The 15950-nt window shown below is 36.4% G+C and carries 17 protein-coding genes and 1 other RNA gene; 13 read left to right on the forward strand and 5 right to left on the reverse strand.

Annotated elements, in window-relative coordinates:
- The first annotated feature begins 32 nt into the window (after positions 1–32).
- The 8 genes from N0K80_RS00525 to N0K80_RS00560 all read left to right on the forward strand — a co-directional run bounded on the left by N0K80_RS00525 (position 33) and on the right by N0K80_RS00560 (position 7551).
- A complete protein-coding gene (locus N0K80_RS00525; protein ID WP_269023446.1) occupies positions 33–734 on the forward strand; it encodes a ribonuclease H family protein in 702 nt (233 codons plus the stop codon).
- A 185-nt stretch (positions 735–919) separates the two neighbouring features.
- Positions 920–1264 carry an ArsR/SmtB family transcription factor gene (locus N0K80_RS00530; protein ID WP_057973751.1) on the forward strand — a complete coding sequence of 115 codons (345 nt, stop codon included), beginning with the start codon at positions 920–922 and terminating at the stop codon, positions 1262–1264.
- 4 nt (positions 1265–1268) lie between these two features.
- Positions 1269–2948, forward strand: coding sequence for an oleate hydratase (locus tag N0K80_RS00535; RefSeq protein ID WP_112250284.1), 1680 nt, complete (start codon positions 1269–1271; stop codon positions 2946–2948).
- Between the two features lie 89 nt (positions 2949–3037).
- Positions 3038–4189 (forward strand): aminotransferase class I/II-fold pyridoxal phosphate-dependent enzyme, encoded by a 1152-nt coding sequence (locus tag N0K80_RS00540; protein WP_269023447.1) that lies wholly within the window; start codon positions 3038–3040, stop codon positions 4187–4189.
- 56 nt (positions 4190–4245) lie between these two features.
- A complete protein-coding gene (locus N0K80_RS00545; RefSeq protein ID WP_169787605.1) occupies positions 4246–4419 on the forward strand; it encodes a hypothetical protein in 174 nt (57 codons plus the stop codon).
- 39 nt (positions 4420–4458) lie between these two features.
- On the forward strand, positions 4459–4941 hold the full coding sequence (locus N0K80_RS00550) for a universal stress protein (RefSeq protein WP_146342327.1): 483 nt from the start codon (positions 4459–4461) through the stop codon (positions 4939–4941).
- A gap of 142 nt (positions 4942–5083) precedes the next feature.
- Positions 5084–6358 carry a cation:dicarboxylate symporter family transporter gene (locus tag N0K80_RS00555; RefSeq protein ID WP_269023448.1) on the forward strand — a complete coding sequence of 425 codons (1275 nt, stop codon included), beginning with the start codon at positions 5084–5086 and terminating at the stop codon, positions 6356–6358.
- A 26-nt stretch (positions 6359–6384) separates the two neighbouring features.
- On the forward strand, positions 6385–7551 hold the full coding sequence (locus N0K80_RS00560; RefSeq protein WP_146342325.1) for an MDR family MFS transporter: 1167 nt from the start codon (positions 6385–6387) through the stop codon (positions 7549–7551).
- Between the two features lie 40 nt (positions 7552–7591).
- On the opposite strand, the gene N0K80_RS00565 is transcribed toward N0K80_RS00560, so the two are convergent.
- Genes N0K80_RS00565 through trpX form a run of 3 tightly spaced genes read right to left on the reverse strand, consistent with a single transcriptional unit; the run spans position 7592 to position 10247 of the window.
- The gene (locus tag N0K80_RS00565; RefSeq protein WP_269023449.1) at positions 7592–8362 is read right to left on the reverse strand and encodes an ABC transporter ATP-binding protein; all 771 of its coding nucleotides are present in this window, start codon (positions 8360–8362) and stop codon (positions 7592–7594) included.
- Entirely contained in the window at positions 8359–9252 is an 894-nt protein-coding gene (locus N0K80_RS00570; RefSeq protein ID WP_269023450.1) for an ABC transporter permease, read from the reverse strand. The genes N0K80_RS00565 and N0K80_RS00570 overlap by 4 nt, the downstream gene beginning before the upstream one ends.
- Positions 9249–10247, reverse strand: a complete 999-nt coding sequence (trpX, locus tag N0K80_RS00575; RefSeq protein ID WP_269023451.1) for a tryptophan ABC transporter substrate-binding protein — start codon at positions 10245–10247, stop codon at positions 9249–9251. The genes N0K80_RS00570 and trpX overlap by 4 nt, the downstream gene beginning before the upstream one ends.
- 440 nt (positions 10248–10687) lie before the next feature.
- Between trpX and N0K80_RS00580 the strand changes: the two genes are divergently transcribed.
- From N0K80_RS00580 to N0K80_RS00595, 4 genes are all read left to right on the forward strand, one after another.
- Positions 10688–12070 carry a L,D-transpeptidase family protein gene (locus N0K80_RS00580; RefSeq protein ID WP_269023452.1) on the forward strand — a complete coding sequence of 461 codons (1383 nt, stop codon included), beginning with the start codon at positions 10688–10690 and terminating at the stop codon, positions 12068–12070.
- A 123-nt stretch (positions 12071–12193) separates the two neighbouring features.
- On the forward strand, positions 12194–12466 hold the full coding sequence (locus N0K80_RS00585) for a hypothetical protein (protein ID WP_269023453.1): 273 nt from the start codon (positions 12194–12196) through the stop codon (positions 12464–12466).
- Between the two features lie 33 nt (positions 12467–12499).
- The gene (locus tag N0K80_RS00590) at positions 12500–13306 is read left to right on the forward strand and encodes a Cof-type HAD-IIB family hydrolase (protein WP_269023454.1); all 807 of its coding nucleotides are present in this window, start codon (positions 12500–12502) and stop codon (positions 13304–13306) included.
- A 102-nt stretch (positions 13307–13408) separates the two neighbouring features.
- Positions 13409–14215, forward strand: coding sequence for a Cof-type HAD-IIB family hydrolase (locus tag N0K80_RS00595; RefSeq protein ID WP_269023455.1), 807 nt, complete (start codon positions 13409–13411; stop codon positions 14213–14215).
- A gap of 79 nt (positions 14216–14294) precedes the next feature.
- Here the strand turns inward: N0K80_RS00595 and N0K80_RS00600 are convergent, their stop codons facing one another.
- A complete protein-coding gene (locus N0K80_RS00600; RefSeq protein ID WP_269023456.1) occupies positions 14295–14924 on the reverse strand; it encodes an NAD(P)-dependent oxidoreductase in 630 nt (209 codons plus the stop codon).
- Positions 14925–15048: 124 nt separating this feature from the next.
- Here N0K80_RS00600 and ssrA point away from each other — a divergent pair.
- Positions 15049–15419: a transfer-messenger RNA gene (gene ssrA, locus N0K80_RS00605) on the forward strand.
- Positions 15420–15589: 170 nt separating this feature from the next.
- Here the strand turns inward: ssrA and N0K80_RS00610 are convergent.
- Complete coding sequence (locus N0K80_RS00610) at positions 15590–15916, reverse strand: heavy metal-binding domain-containing protein (RefSeq protein ID WP_146342316.1); 327 nt, start codon at positions 15914–15916, stop codon at positions 15590–15592.
- Between the last annotated feature and the right edge of the window lie 34 nt (positions 15917–15950).

The raw sequence follows: 15950 nt of genomic DNA on the forward strand, positions 1-15950 counted from the left end.
AATCAATAAAACTGACTAATGGAGTGATTAAGATGGCAAAAAATTTCTACGCGGTATATAAGGGACGTAAGACAGGTATCTTCACAAAATGGCCTGGTGTGGCTAAATTAGTTAACGGATTTGACGGTGCGCGCTATAAGGGATTTGAAACTAGGGATGAGGCGCAAAATTGGATGGATGATGGTGCACCAAAGCCAACGTCCGTTAGTGGTAAAAAAAGTGTTAAAACCACGCGTAATCCGGTCGTTTTAACACCTGATTCAATTCAAGTCTGGACGGATGGCGGATCAAGAAATCATGGTAACGTAAAAGGTGGACATGTCTTAAATGAAGACACGGCTGCCTGGGCTTTTTACATTAAGACGCCAGGTGAGACATTTTCCGGTACGGATGGTGAAAAAGGTAAAACAAATAATTATATGGAAATCACGGCATTTTTACAGGCTATAAAAAAATTAATTGATTTAGGATTGCGAGAAGAACATATTGTGTTTATTTTAGATTCTAAATATGTTTTGAATGCCATTGAAAAAAAATGGTTGGCCGGATGGCAACGTCGAGGTTGGAAAAAGGCGGATGGTCAAACCGTGCTTAACGTTGAACTTTGGCAACAAGTAGCCGAATTACTACCGGCTCTGACACATGTTGATTTTGAATGGACGAAGGGGCATGCGGATAACGAAGGTAATAATAAAGTTGACGAATTATTAAATGAAACAATGGATCAGATGTAAGCAGCATTGAGTAAAGTAAGCAGGTTTTCTATTAACGTAGAAAGCCTTTTTTTGTAGGGATAATTAAAAACAAGATTACCGGTAACGGTAAAGTAATTATTTAAAGCGTTTACTGAAAGCGGTTGCTATATTTTTGATATGGTGTTATTATATCCATGAAGATAGATATAAGGAGATGGTTGGGAATGGAAGCTGAAGAGCTAGAACCAAGGCAATCTGAAGCATTACAGGAATTTATTTCAAATTTGGATATTTTAAATGCCTTGGCTGATGAAAAAAGGCAGCGATTAATCATTTTACTAGGATCAAGATATCAACGAGAATTAACCGTGTCTGAACTAGTAGATCGTATGTCTTTGTCGCAACCAGCAGTCTCGCACCATTTAAAAGTATTAAAAGACGTCGGGTTAATTGATTTTAAACAAACCGGATTAAAACGATTTTATTTTTTAACACCTGATAAGACGTTAAATCGATTAGAACACCTCATTAAAATGATCCGCGAGGGTGAAAAATTAAAGGAGGACTAAAGTTATGGCTCAAAAAGCATATATGATTGGAACCGGTGTTGGTAATTTAGCAGCAGGTATTTATTTAATTCGTGATGGCGGTTGGCATGGTGACCAAATTACGATGTTTGGACTAGAAAAGCACGGTGCCAATGATGGTGCCGCAGTTGAAGATTATATTTCTGAATATGGTAATCAAAGTTTAAGTAACCAAAAAGGTTTCTTAGCAAAAGGCGGCCGTATGCTGAATGAGGAAACTTATGAAAACCTCTGGGATGTTCTTCGAGAAGTACCATCACTGGATCATCCCGATAAAACAGTAACAGAGGAAATATTAGATTTTGACCATGCACATCCAACACACGATATTGCACGTTTGATTGATAAAATGGATGGTATTCGAAATAAAGGTGGTAAGAATGATTACCGTCATATGCAATTTAACACGCGTGATCGTATGTTATTAACAAAATTAATGATGATGCCAGAATCAAAGGAATCAGAAATTAATGATATTAGTATTGAAAAATGGTTTGAAAATAGCCCACATATGTTTACGACGAACTTCTGGTACATGTGGCAAACAACTTTCGCCTTCAAAAAAGAAAGTTCAGCAATGGAATTACGTCGATACATGAATCGAATGATTCTAGAATTTAGCCGAATTAATACGTTGGAAGGCGTTACGAGAACACCATATAACCAATATGAAAGTATTATTTTACCAATGCGTAAATATCTTTCAGATCGTGGCGTAACATTTGTGGATAACCGCAAGATAACTGAATTTAAATTTAAAGATACGGCCTTACGTGACGATATTGTCGTTACTGGTCTTGAATATGAAGAAGTCGACAATGATAACCAAATTGGTGAGATTGTTATTAATGATGGTGATTTAGTCTTCGATACAAATGGATCAATTACAGATAGCTCTTCAATGGGTGATATTGATACACCAATTGTTGAAAATATGGAATATGCACCTAGTGCTAAACTTTGGAAACAAGCAACCGAACATTTCTACAGCTTAGGTAAACCGGATAAATTCTTTAACGATCGTCAACAAAGTGAATGGATGAGTTTCACGGTTACGACTGATAACCATTTTGCAGTTAATGAAATCGCACGAATTACACAACAAGAACCAGGTAATGCATTAAATACTTGGGTTGATAGTAATAACTTGTTGTCAATTGTTGTTCATCATCAACCTCATTTCCACGCACAAAAAGAAAATGAAACTGTTTTCTGGGGCTACTGCTTGTACCCACGTCGTAAAGGTGATTTCGTTCAGAAACCATTTATTGAAATGACAGGTCGCGAAATGCTCGAAGAATTATTAGGACATCTTGCTCAGACGGATACCGCAACGGATAATATTAGTCGCCATACTGATGAGATTATGGATAGTGTGGTTAATGTTATCCCTGTCTACATGCCTTACGCAAGTTCATTATTTAATCGTCGTGCAATTGGCGACCGTCCAGATGTTGTACCTGAACATTCAAAAAACTTAGCATTCATCAGTCAATTTGCGGAAATGCCATTTGATATGGTCTTTACGGAACAATATTCATTCCGTTGTGCACAAGTTGCTGTGTATAAGTTCTTAGGAATTTCAGATACACAATTAACGCCAATGCATCATTATGAAAAAATGCCGAAAGTACTAGCTAAAGCAACAAAAACAATGTTTAGATAGACTAAAATAGCGATTTATAATCAATTTTATAAATCGTTATTTTTTTGGTGTATAATTAAGGCTTATTCTAACTCGGAGAAGGTGTCTTAATGATCAAAATTAATTCGGCAGTTGATCAGATAGAATTATCAGGCATTCGTCAATTTGATGAATGGGTTTCAAAAATAGATGGTGTTAGCAAGCTAACCTTAGGAGAGCCTAATTTTGTCACACCACAGCATATTATGGACGCGACCAAAAAAGCGCTTGACCAGGGTCAAACGCACTATGAGGCCTCTGCGGGTAATCCAGAATTAAGACGAGCTACCGCTGAGTACTATAACGAAAAGTTTGAACTAAATTATGGGGCATCCAATGTTTTGGTAACCGTAGGCGCAACCGAAGCAATTGCAACGGCGCTTAAAACGGTAACGGCACCCGGAGATTACGTTCTGATACCTGTTCCGTGTTATCCGGCATATCTACCACTAATGGCATTGCAAGGCGTTAAGCCCATATTTATGGACACTTGTGCGACAAATTTCAGAGTCACGGCAGCGCTCATTGAAGAAACGTTAGGTCAAAATAAGGATAAATCGATCGTAGGTTTTATTTTTAATTATCCAACCAATCCCACTGGGGTTTCGTACGACCGTGCAGAGTTATCTGCCATTAAAGATATTCTGAAAATGAGCGGTATCTGGGTAATGAGTGATGAAATCTATTGTGAATTAACCTATGATCAACCTCATATTTCAATGGCTAGCTTATATCCTGAAGGGACTATTTTAATAATGGGATTGTCTAAATCACACGCTATGACTGGTTGGCGAATTGGGTTTGTATTGGCAGAAGAACGATTAATTACCGCCATGAAAAAAGTTCATCAATACCATGTGACAACTGCGGTGACATTATCTCAGGTAGCTGCGCTTGAAGCAGTCACAAATGGTAAGCAGGATAGTGTTTCAATGAGAGATATTTATCAGACAAGACGTGACAGACTGGTTACATTGTTAAAAAAAATAGGTTATAATTTAGTTAACCCTGACGGAACATTTTACCTATTCGTCCAAGTACCTGAGAAGTTAAAGCTAACGTCCATAGAATTTTGTCGGGAACTTGCGATACAAGAAAAAGTGGCCGTTATTCCAGGTAGTGCGTTTACTGAATTCGGGGAAGGGTACTTTAGAATAAGCTTCGCTGCGAGCGATGAACAATTAGAAAAGGTTGTTATTGCATTAAAGAATATTGAGCATTAAAGTCAAATTATTAACCTATTTATGGTACGTTTGTGGTAGCTAAAGGAGTGATTAAAATGGATGGAAATGTTGAATGGACAATTACCGAATTGAAAAAAATTGAAACAAAAGAAAATAAATTACTAATTGAGGCAACGATTACACTGTTAAAAGATCAAGCAGTTGAGATTGAAAGTTTGCATGGTTCAATGGAGGGACAACTTTGGAGCCCTAGTAATTGGCGTAAGTAACTCATGGGATTGACAAGATAACAAGTGAGGAGTGACGATATGAATAATAGATTAGAAAAATTGGATTTTGAGATAACACCTGTGACATTCAAACGTGTTTTAGTTGCCATAGATGAGGACGATTCTGCATCATCAATCTTAGCTTTTAATTATGCGGTAGCTTTGGCCAAACTACAACAAATTCCATTAGGAATTGTTTCTATTTTGGAGACTAGCGATATGAATATTTTTGATTCCATGACGCCGGACGTTATTAAGAAAAAAAGACATTCACTTGAAGAAAGTATTGAACGTTACGTAGATAAAGCACGTGATTTTGGGGTTGAACATGTTGAAGCAATTGTTTCTGCTGGTAGACCTGGTTCTGAAATTGTAGAACATATTATTCCAGAATTTAAACCAGATATCTTAATTTGTGGGTCAAAAACGAATAAACCAAGTGGATCTAAAAAGTTGTTCATTGGATCACAAGCAAGTTATATGGCGCAAAATGCACAATGTTCTGTTAGTGTGATTAGATAAATATCTTTAAAAACAGAATAATAAAAGGGGGAGAAACTAATAATTTAGTTTTTTGCTCTTTTTTTTTATAAAAACGACAAAAAAGTTCGTATTTGTGATAAGATTATGATTAGTAAATTAAAATATAGTGAGGATGGTTAAATTGAAATATTACAAAGCATACCGAGTTAGTCTTGGTTGGCAAATATTAATTGGATTAATTTTAGGTGTTATTATTGGGGCTCTTGGCTACCAGAATAAGCTCATTATTAATTCGCTTCAACCGCTTGGGACCATCTTTATTAATATGATTAAAATGATTGTATTACCGATTGTCGTGTCGTGTTTAGTTGTTGGAATCGCCAATATGGGAGATATCCACAAGCTAGGCAGAATCGGTGGAAAAACATTAATTTACTTTGAAATTATGACCACGATTGCAATTGCATTAGGACTAGTTGTGGGTAACTTAACCAAACCAGGTCAATTTATCGATATTACGGCTTTGAGTAAAGTAGATATTAGCCAATATGTGACAACCGAAAAATCAACTTCTACTGGATTAAGCACTATTTTAATGAATATTGTCCCAACCAATATTTTTAAGTCACTTGTTGAAGGGGATATGTTACCAATCATTTTCTTCTCAGTTTTATTTGGACTTGGAACGGCTACGCTGGGTGAAAAGGGCAAGCCGATTATTGACTTCTTTACCGCGGTATCTGAAGTTATGTTTAAAGTAACAAATTGGGTAATGAAGTTAGCACCAATTGGCGTTTTTGCCTTAATCGGTGTTACAATAGCTCAGTTGGGTGTCTCAGCGTTGAAACCATTAGGATTTTTTATCATAGTGACCTATCTAACAATGATCTTTTTTGTTATTGTAGTAATGGGGCTTGTTGCTAAATTATTTAAAATCAATTTAATTGTATTACTAAAAGTAATTAAAGATGAAATGGTACTGGCTTTTTCAACGGCAAGTTCCGAGGCAGCCTTACCTAAAATTATGGAAAAAATGGAAAACTTTGGTGTTAAAAAGGGTATTGTGTCCTTTGTAATTCCAACGGGATATACATTCAACCTTGATGGATCGGCAATTTATCAATCAATTGCGGCATTATTTTTAGCACAGGCTTACCATATTCATCTCTCAATTGGTCAACAAATTACATTATTAGTTGTCCTAATGATTACATCAAAAGGGATGGCCGGTGTACCTGGTGCGTCATTCGTCGTCTTACTGGCTACGATTGCGACTATTGGCGTTCCAGCTTCGGGGTTGGCTTTTATCGCCGGAGTTGATAGAATCATAGATATGGGCCGTACAACCGTTAATGTTGTTGGTAACTCATTGGCAGCAGTTATTATCGCACAATCCGAAAACGAATTTGATCGTGACAAAAATAAAAGGTATTTAAAAGAATTAAACATTAAGTAACCTTAAAAAGGGGGCTTTCGGACAAAATGACAAAAGAAATTAAATTAACATGGTTATTAATCGGTTCAGTAATCAGTAGTGCGGGCTCAAGTTTCGTTTGGCCGTTAACGACAATTTACATGCATAATTACTTGGGTAAAAGTTTAACATTTTCTGGAATCGTATTATTAATCAACTCAGTTGCGACAATTATTGGAAACTATGCTGGCGGGTACTTGTTTGATAAATGGCGACCTTACTATGCCACTTTAGTGGGAATTGTTATCGCTTGGTTATCCATTTTAGGGTTAGTCTTTATGCATGGATGGCCAGCATATCCCATTTTACTAGTTATCTTAGGATTAGGGAATGGTGTCGTAGCAACTGTTTTAAATTCGTTTGCGGCAACTATTAGAAGAAAAGATAGTCGATATGTTTTTAATCTATTTTACTTAGCATTGAATTTAGGGATTGTTATTGGAACACTACTAGTTGGCTACATAATAGAAGTTAGTATTACAATGGTCTTTGTTTCGGCCTTAATTTTATACTCAATATTTTTAATTATTGCTATTTTAGCTTACCGAGTTGATCCTAAACGTAAAAAGGTTAAACCAACTAAATCAGAGAAAGCAAATGGTGTTAATCCGAAAGTTTGGATTATTGGTGCCATGTGGATAACATTCCTTGTTATCTGGTTAAGTTATGAACAATGGCAAAGTAACTTATCAATTTATATGGATAAGTTAGATATTCCGTTGAGTCAATATAGTTTATTATGGACAATTAATGCGGGGCTGATTGTTTTTGGTCAACCATTAGTATCACTTGTAACGCGGACAATTGCGAAGTCATTATTTAGACAAATTATTATGGGTATTGGATTATTCGCATTATCATTCACAACGCTTATTTTTGCGAAAGATTTTTCTCATTTTGTCTTCTCAATGGTCTTGTTAACATTAGGCGAGATGGTTGCCTTTCCAGCTATCCCGGCTTGGATCAATGAGCTAGCTGAGCCAGGTCAAGAAGGTAAAGCACAAGGAACAATCAATATTGCCGCATCTATTGGTAAAGCTTTAGGACCATTAGTGGGTGGTATCGTAATTGAACGTTTATCATACAATGGTTTATTTATCGGTTCGACATTATTAATTTTACTTGCTTTGGCAGTTGTTGTACTAGCGACGAAGAAAGCGAAAATACAATCATAGAAAAAAGTGTCACAACTAAATTTAGTTGTGACACTTTTTTCTATTCTAAATCATTAAAATATGTTAGTAAATCAGTCGTAGATAGGTTAGCGCGTGCCTCACCTGATAAGTCTGATTGAATTTGACCATCGTTTAAAACGATAGTTCGATTGCCATATGATAGTGCATCTTCTAAATGATGTGTAATCATGAGGCACGATAATTGTTCTTGTTCAACAATTTTAGCAGTTAGTTTTAATAACTCTTGACTGGTTTTAGGGTCAAGGGCTGCCGTATGTTCATCTAATAAGAGTAGGTCAGGTTGGACTAAGGTAGCCATTAAGAAACTTAATGTTTGGCGTTGTCCACCTGATAAATTACCGGCAGGTGTGTTCAAATGTTCTGACAACCCATTCGGTATTTGTTTAGTTAATTTTTGAAATTTTGCCATTTGTTGTTTTAAATGACGGGGTTTGAATTTACGGCGACGACCTCTATTTAAAGCTAATAAGAGATTTTCAGCAACTGTCATTCTAGGTGCTGTTCCCATTTTAGGATCTTGAAAAACGCGGCTAATATAATTTGTGCGTTTAATATCGTTTTCAGATGTAATATTTTTAGTTCCTAACAGAATCTGGCCACTTGCGGGTTTAATATTACCAGCAATAGTATTGAAAAGAGTTGATTTACCGGCACCGTTTGTACCGATAACAGTAATAAAGTCGCCTTTATTAATTGTAAGATTTAAATTTTTCAGAATTTGTTGTTCTTCAGAAGTACCAGTGTTAACTGTTGTGACAATATCTGAAAGTGTAAAAACGGGTTCTGTCATTTTGTACGTCCTCCTTCAAATAATGTATTAAGTCGTAGCGATTTTCTGAGTGTGGGCAACATTAAGCAGAATGCTAAGATAATTGCAGAAATTAATTTTAAGTCGTTGGCGTTAAAGCCTAACGATAAGACAATCAAGATGACAAATCGGTAGAAGATACTGCCAATGACGACGGCAATCAAACGAGCCGTTAACGATAGGTTTCCGAAAACAACTTCACCGATGATAATTGCGGCAAGGCCAATAACAATGGTCCCAATTCCCATACTAATATCCGCATACCCATTATTTTGGGCAATTAAACCACCGGCAAGGCCAATAAAACCATTTGAAACCATTAGGCCTAGTATTTTCATACGATCAGTTTGAATACCGAGCGAACGAGCCATTTTTTCGTTATCACCTGTTGCGATGAATGCTTGACCCAATTCAGTGTTTAAAAAGAAAGCTAACAGGCAAATACTAACAACAACTAGGATGATACCTAGTACAACGGAATCAAATGATGCAGGTAAGCTGGCCAAAAAGTGGGATGAAAAAATGGTGTCTTTACCAATTAAACTAACATTTGCTTTTGTTAATATTCTTAAGTTAATGGAATATAAACTTGTCATAACAAGAATTCCGGCTAACAAAATAGGTATTTTACCTTTTGTATAGAGTAAACCAGTTGCGAGTCCAGCAAGCGTGCCTGCTAAAAATGCAAATAGTGTTGCTAAAAGAGGGTTGATACCATGAACCAAACAAATAACTGTGACGCTAGCGCCCATTGGGAATGTTCCTTCTACAGTCATATCAGGAAAATCTAAAATTCTAAATGAAAGGAAAAGGCCAAGTCCTAAAACACCCCAGAGGAGACCCTGTCCGATAGCAGATACAATAATTGTCATTTGATTAATTCTCCTTTACTTTTGGCTTGATCAATTAATTTTTGTGGGATTGTAATATTCAGTGCTTTTGCTGTTTTCAAATTAATAACCAGATCACCTTTTTTTACAAAATTAATTGGCGTCGTTGCGGGGGTACTTTTACCCGAAAGAACATCTGCTGCCATTTTCCCTGTGGCGACGCCCAGGTCGTATTGGTTAATACTAATTGTAGCGAGCCCACCATTTTTAACCATTGTATCCACGGCAGGAAAAACAGGGATTTTAGCTTGTGTTGCGTTCTTAACGAGTGTTTGCATACTTGATGCAACAGTATTATCCGTCGGAACGTAGACTGCATCAACTGACGATACAAGTGTTTGTGACACTTGATCAACGTCGTTTGTAGACGTGACGGTTGCAGATTTCACTTTTAAACCTGAATTAAGAGCTGCAGTCTTGAATTGCTGATACTGTTTTGTTGCCGAATCATCACTCGACGTGTAAAGAATACCGACCGTTTTCATGTCGGGCATTAATTGTTTCATTAATGCCAGTTGAGCATCGATTGGTGCTTGATCAGAAACGCCGGTGATGTTATTACCGGGCTTTTGATTATTGCTGACCAAACCGGCGCCTTTAGGATCAGTCACTGCACCCAAAATAATAGGTGTTTTTTTCGTAACATTTGCCAAAGACTGTGCAGAAGGTGTTGCGATACCAATCATGAGATTAACATTTTCGTTGTTGAATTTATCACTCATAGATTTTAAATTGCTTTGGTCGGCTTCGGCATTTTGAAAATCAATGTGAACTGTTTTGCCGGGCGTATAGCCACCTGTTTTTAATCCGGCAATAATGCCCTTATGGATTGCATCTAGCGCGGGATGAGTGGTTAGTTGAAGAATCCCTACAGTAGGGACCATTTTTGAAGTTGACGATACTGGTTGAAGTGCTGAAAAAAAGGCAATCATTAAGAATAGAAATAGCGCAATAATAGTTCCAATTAATCGTTTCATTTTAAATGTACTCCTCTATTTTTTGGTAAAAAAAGACAGTCCTCAGATTCGAGGACCGTCTTAAAAAGACAAAATCCCCCGTATGAATGTACTGATATCCATACAGAGGGTTTTGATTAATAGAAATCAAACCGGTATACAGATACAATCTGAATAGACAGACTGCATCTGTAAGAACAGACTACAATCTGAATAACCGGCTTTGCCAACGATTATTAAGTTTTACTTGTAAATGAGTCATAGGCTTTGATTTCCCTTCTGAGTTAGTTGATAAATGTAGTATAGATAAATCTCAGATTATTGTCAAATATTATTTAACGGATTTTAAAAGTTATAAGGAGTATAATCTAAAAGACAACAGAATTGATTCAACATTCAGAGTGCGGTATGATATTTTTGTTGGGAAGATACTTATGAATTTATATATGAGGTGAAAGACCATGAAAAAGTCACTAAAAATTGGTATTAGTATTGGTAGTATTTTAGTTTTGGGAATTCTTGGCGGCGCAAGTTACAATCAAAGCACGCATTTTAATAAGGGAATTAAAATTAATAATACGGATGTGAGTGGATTAAGCGTCGATAAAGTTATCAGTAAATTAAAAAATGAAACATCAAAAAATGTAATTTATGTTGGTAGCGCGAAGATAGTTGACGCAAAAGATACGACTACCGGTTTTACCGATAAAGATACAGAAGCAATTAAGGCGTTAATGAAGAAGCAACGTACGATTCTTCCTTCAGACGTTAAGAAAAACTATGCAATTGTGCCACAAGAATTGGATACAACGATTAGAAAGCAGCTGAAAGAACAATTAAAAACGAAACTGACTGAGTTAAATAAAACAAGAACAGTTGCTGTTGATGCGAGCTCTGTCTTGCAAGATGGTAAGGTCTCTGTTATTCCTGCTAAGAAGGGGAATCAGTATGATGTTAAAGCAATTTTAGCCGCCTATGATAAGGCTAGTTATAGCAGTGTTACGACATTAAAAGAAACTGAGCTTCAACCTTTATCAGCTGATAGTGATGTGATAAAGGCGGATACTAAAAAATTAGATACGCTTGCAGCTAGTCAAACTGTCTACAAAGTTCAGTCAACAGACTATACGTTAAAAGGGTCAGAAATTCTAAAAAAGGCAACTGTTAAAGATGGAGAATATGTCATTGATACAAGTGGTATTTCTGAGAAAGTCGACGAGATTAATAAGAAGCAAGCGACTTTAAATAAAAAATATGATTTTAAAACTGCAACTGGCGAAACTGTCTCAGTTAGTGGGCAATCATACGGTTGGGCACTTGGAACCAATGATTCAGTGACACATATTTTAGCAGCACTGAAAAATGGAACTGCAACAATTGATGCAACAAATGATAAATATGGTGTTGGCTATAATACTTATGGAACTGGTTATACAACAACTACAAATCAGGGTATTGGCGATACGTATGCTGAAGTTTCAATTGCACAACAAAAAGCTTGGATTCATAAAGATGGTAAAGTGGTCTTGACGACAGATGTTGTTACGGGTAAACAAAGTACCGGTGAAGACACGACTAAAGGTGTTTGGTATATCATGTATAAACAGACACCATCAATACTTAAAGGTAGTGAAGTTGGGAAAGCAAATTATTCCGTAAAAGTTGATTATTGGGCTCAGTTCACAAACAGTGGGATTGGATTCCATGATGCTGGTTGGAGAACAAACTGGAGTAAATCTGCATACCTTAAAGATGGATCTGGTGGTTGTGTGAATACAAAACCTGAAGCAATGGTAACCTTGTTTGAAAATGTCTCACAAAATGAACCTGTTATCGTTTATTAATAAAAAGCTTGGCCAGTTATCGAACTGGTTAAGCTTTTTTTAATGGTTTATTACTAATATCTTCATAGATAAGTCATAAAAACGAGGTAGGATAACTTTATATCAGAAAGGAAGTTTAACAATATGAAAAATACACCAGATAACGTATCAACAAGTGATAATATCGTTTCAGCACAAGTCATTGCGTTAAACGACAATGTCATTACCGTAAAAACTGAAGACTCAGAAATTATAAAAATTAAACAACCCGTGAGCACACAGGGGGATAGCCTATTTTTGGAAACAATGAAAGACATCGTTCGATCAGGATTATGGATTCCGGTCAATCGCGTGATGCGAATCATTATGCGCTATGATTGGTTTGATACACCATTTGAAAAATATAGTTATGTTTAGAAATCATGTATAATAACGTCAGAGGTGGCAGAGATGACGATTAAATTAATTGCGGTAGATTTAGACGGAACCTTTTTAAGGGATGATAAATCGTATGACAAAGAAAGGTTTACACGTCAGTTTGAACGAATGCAAGAACAAGATATTCATTTTGTAGTTGCAAGCGGCAATCCGACTTTGGCAATCGCCGAGTATTTTAAAGAATTTAAAGATAAGATAGGCTATGTTGCTGAAAATGGGGCAGTGATTCAAGACGCGAAAGAATTGTTGAAAGAATATCTATTTGATAATAAGCTTTATCGAGAAACAGTTAACTATTTAAAAGAAACATTTGCCGAGACCGGTTTATTAGCGGTTAATAACCAAGGTGGATTTTATGAAAAAAGTGAACCGGCTGAATTCATTCAGGATTTAACCGACTACTATCCAAGGGTAACTGGGGTCGAGAGCCTAGAGGTGCTTACTCATGATATTTCAATGTTAACGGGCCATTTTCCAGTAGCAATCTATGAAAAAATATCGGCGCAATTAAATGCCGAAATGAGTCACAAGCTACAAGCAAAGGCATCCGGATTTGGTTATATTGATATTAATTCTGTAGATGCGACAAAGAAAAATGGGCTTAATTTACTTCAAAATCGTTGGCATATTTTGGACGAAGAGGTCGCAACGTTTGGAGATAATGATAATGATCAAGACATGTTGGCCTTTACGCCAAACAGTTTTTCGATGGCAACTGGGTCACGACTCGCGAGACAATCGGCTAATCATATAATTGGGTTGAACCAAGACGATAGCGTTTTGGATACCATTGATGATATTTTGAATCACAAATTTTAAAAGTAGCGCTCTTTGAGAAAAAGTGCTACTTTTTTAGTTCTTTGTATCCGCTTACCGATGCGGTATACTAGATATATTAAAGCATAAGTGGAGGAATATATTTTGACAGTTAAAATAATCGCAGTTGATTTAGATGGTACTTTTTTGAGGGATGACAAAACGTTTGATGAAGTTAGATTTAATCGTCAAATGGTTGCAATGAAAAATAAGGGCATCCATTTTGTAGTTGCAAGTGGTAACCAAGTCATGAAAATTAAAGATATTTTTAAGCGTATTTCTGGTGATATTGGGTATGTTTCAGATAATGGCGCAGTCATTTACGACGGGGAAGAGCATATTAGATCATTTAATATTGATCCAATCGTGTATGAAGAAACAATTTCATATATCCAAAAAATCTCACCTAGTTATGGTATTTTAGCGTCGACGGATCAGAGCGGCTACATCGATGCACGTGAGTCCGATAAATTTGTTGAGATGGCTAATTTATACTATCCAAATATTGTTAAAGTGCCAAATTTGAGTAAGGTTGATAAAATTATTTCTAAAGTCACAATTAACGGTCCACTTGACGAATATAAAAAATTTGCAGTTGAGTTGAAAGAAAATGTTGATGATTCTTTGGTTGCTAAAGTTTCAGGTTTTGGATTTATTGATATTAATGTTAAAGAAGCCACTAAAAGAAATGGATTGAATGCCTTGCAAGAACTTTGGCATATACAAGATGACGAAGTACTAACTGTTGGAGATAACGATAATGATGCAGAGATGTTGGAATACACGCCGCTTAGTTTCGCAATGGCTAAAGCTTCCGAGACTGCAGCCAAAATGGCGGATCATCGAATTGGTTCAAATCAAGATGATAGTGTTTTAGATTTAATTGATGATGTTTTGGCGGGTAAATATTAAGTAAAGATAAGCGGCAGTCGCCGTTTATTTTTCTGCGCAAAAAAAGCCACTTTTTCTTAAAAGTAGCTGATAATTGAATTTATTTAGAAACGACACTGAAACGTTCTTGATGATGTGAGTTTGACTCAATTTCATCTACTAAAGCGATGGCATAGTCCGTATAACTTATTTCACTTTCACCTTTTTCATTTTTAGTTAATATATCTCCGGCGATTTGATAATGGCCAGTTTTATGACCATTAGGGTTGAAAAATGCGGCGGGCGAAAGGTAAGCCCAATCAAAATTCGTAACTTTTCGAAGATCGGTTAAGGCGTTTCGCATACTTTTAGCCGTTGGTTTGGCGGGTTCAGGAAATCCTGGTGTATCTCCTAATACCATTGTTTTCTTGGAATCAATAAATAAGCTACTGGCACCACCGACAACAATTAGTTTACTTTTCGTGTTAGCTAAAATAGTGATTAAGTGATCTAAAGACGTTTGATGTAAGATTTCTTGGCCAAGAGGTGCGTTGAAAGCATCCACAACGACATCGAAGGGCGCCAAATCGGTAGTGGTGAGATCAAAAAGATCCTTTTCTATATAGGGGACCTCTTCTGTTAATTTATGCTTATTTCTAATAATGGCGGTTACGTCTAGTCCGCGAGATAATACTTCTTTTAATGTCGTGTGACCTTGCTTCCCAGTTGCTCCAATAATACCAATTTTCATTTTTAAAACTCCTTTTTTGATAACTAACCTTACGATAGGGCAATGTTATTTTATTGTCAAAGAATACGTCAGCGGCTTTCGTCTTTATTTTATTGGATAAATATGGTATCTTTATAGTTGTTATGGGGATGTTCAGGATTCGACAGGTATAGGTTGAGCTTGGATTGCGTTTCGAAGTTTGCGTCTTCGTTAAAACGCTCAGTTAAATTATAACTGCAAAAAATAATAGTAATACTTACGCTTTAGCTGCTTAATAGCGCTTTAACGTAGATCCTCCTAGTATCGTCCATGTGCTAGATCTGGGTCCTAAATTAAGTGGACTTACGTTGACTTCTTCCACCTGGAGAAGTTAAAAGAGACTAATCAGGTTAGTCAGACGTGTTAGCCCTGTTATACGGCGCTACGGCTGGTGAAATTCAAATAGTATAACTATGAACGTAGATGTTTGAGTGGCAATATGCTTGGACGCGGGTTCGACTCCCGCCATCTCCATCCAACATGACAGACAAAAAAGACAACTCTTAAAATGGGTTGTCTTTTTTCATTTTAAAAAATTAAATGAATAGACGAGGCATTAAAAGACCATTAGAAGCCATAATAAAAACCCTCAGAATTGGATTTACGCCAATTCTGAGGGTTACTTCATATTATTTGATTAAATTTTTTTATTTAATATAACGAACTGCGGTACCATATGCGGCAACTGATTGCATATCTTGGCCAATAGAACCGGAATCAAAACGCATCATAACGACTGCATCTGCTCCCATACTTGCCGCGTTTTCTCGTAGACGGTCAATAGCTGTATCGCGTGATTCTGCCATCATTTCCGTGTACGCTTTAATTTCGCCACCAACAATGTTTTTAAGGCTGGCACCGATATTTTTAATCACATTTTTAGATTGCGTTGTAAGACCAAAAACTTCACCAATAACTTCATATTCTTTACCCGGGATACTTTCTGTTGTAACTACTAATACTTTATCTGACATCTATAAAACCTCCCTGAATTTAATTACGTTTATA

Origin of the sequence: Dellaglioa carnosa (genome assembly GCF_026948345.1) — a bacterium.
In the GTDB taxonomy this organism is placed as follows: Bacteria; Bacillota; Bacilli; order Lactobacillales; family Lactobacillaceae; genus Dellaglioa; species Dellaglioa algida.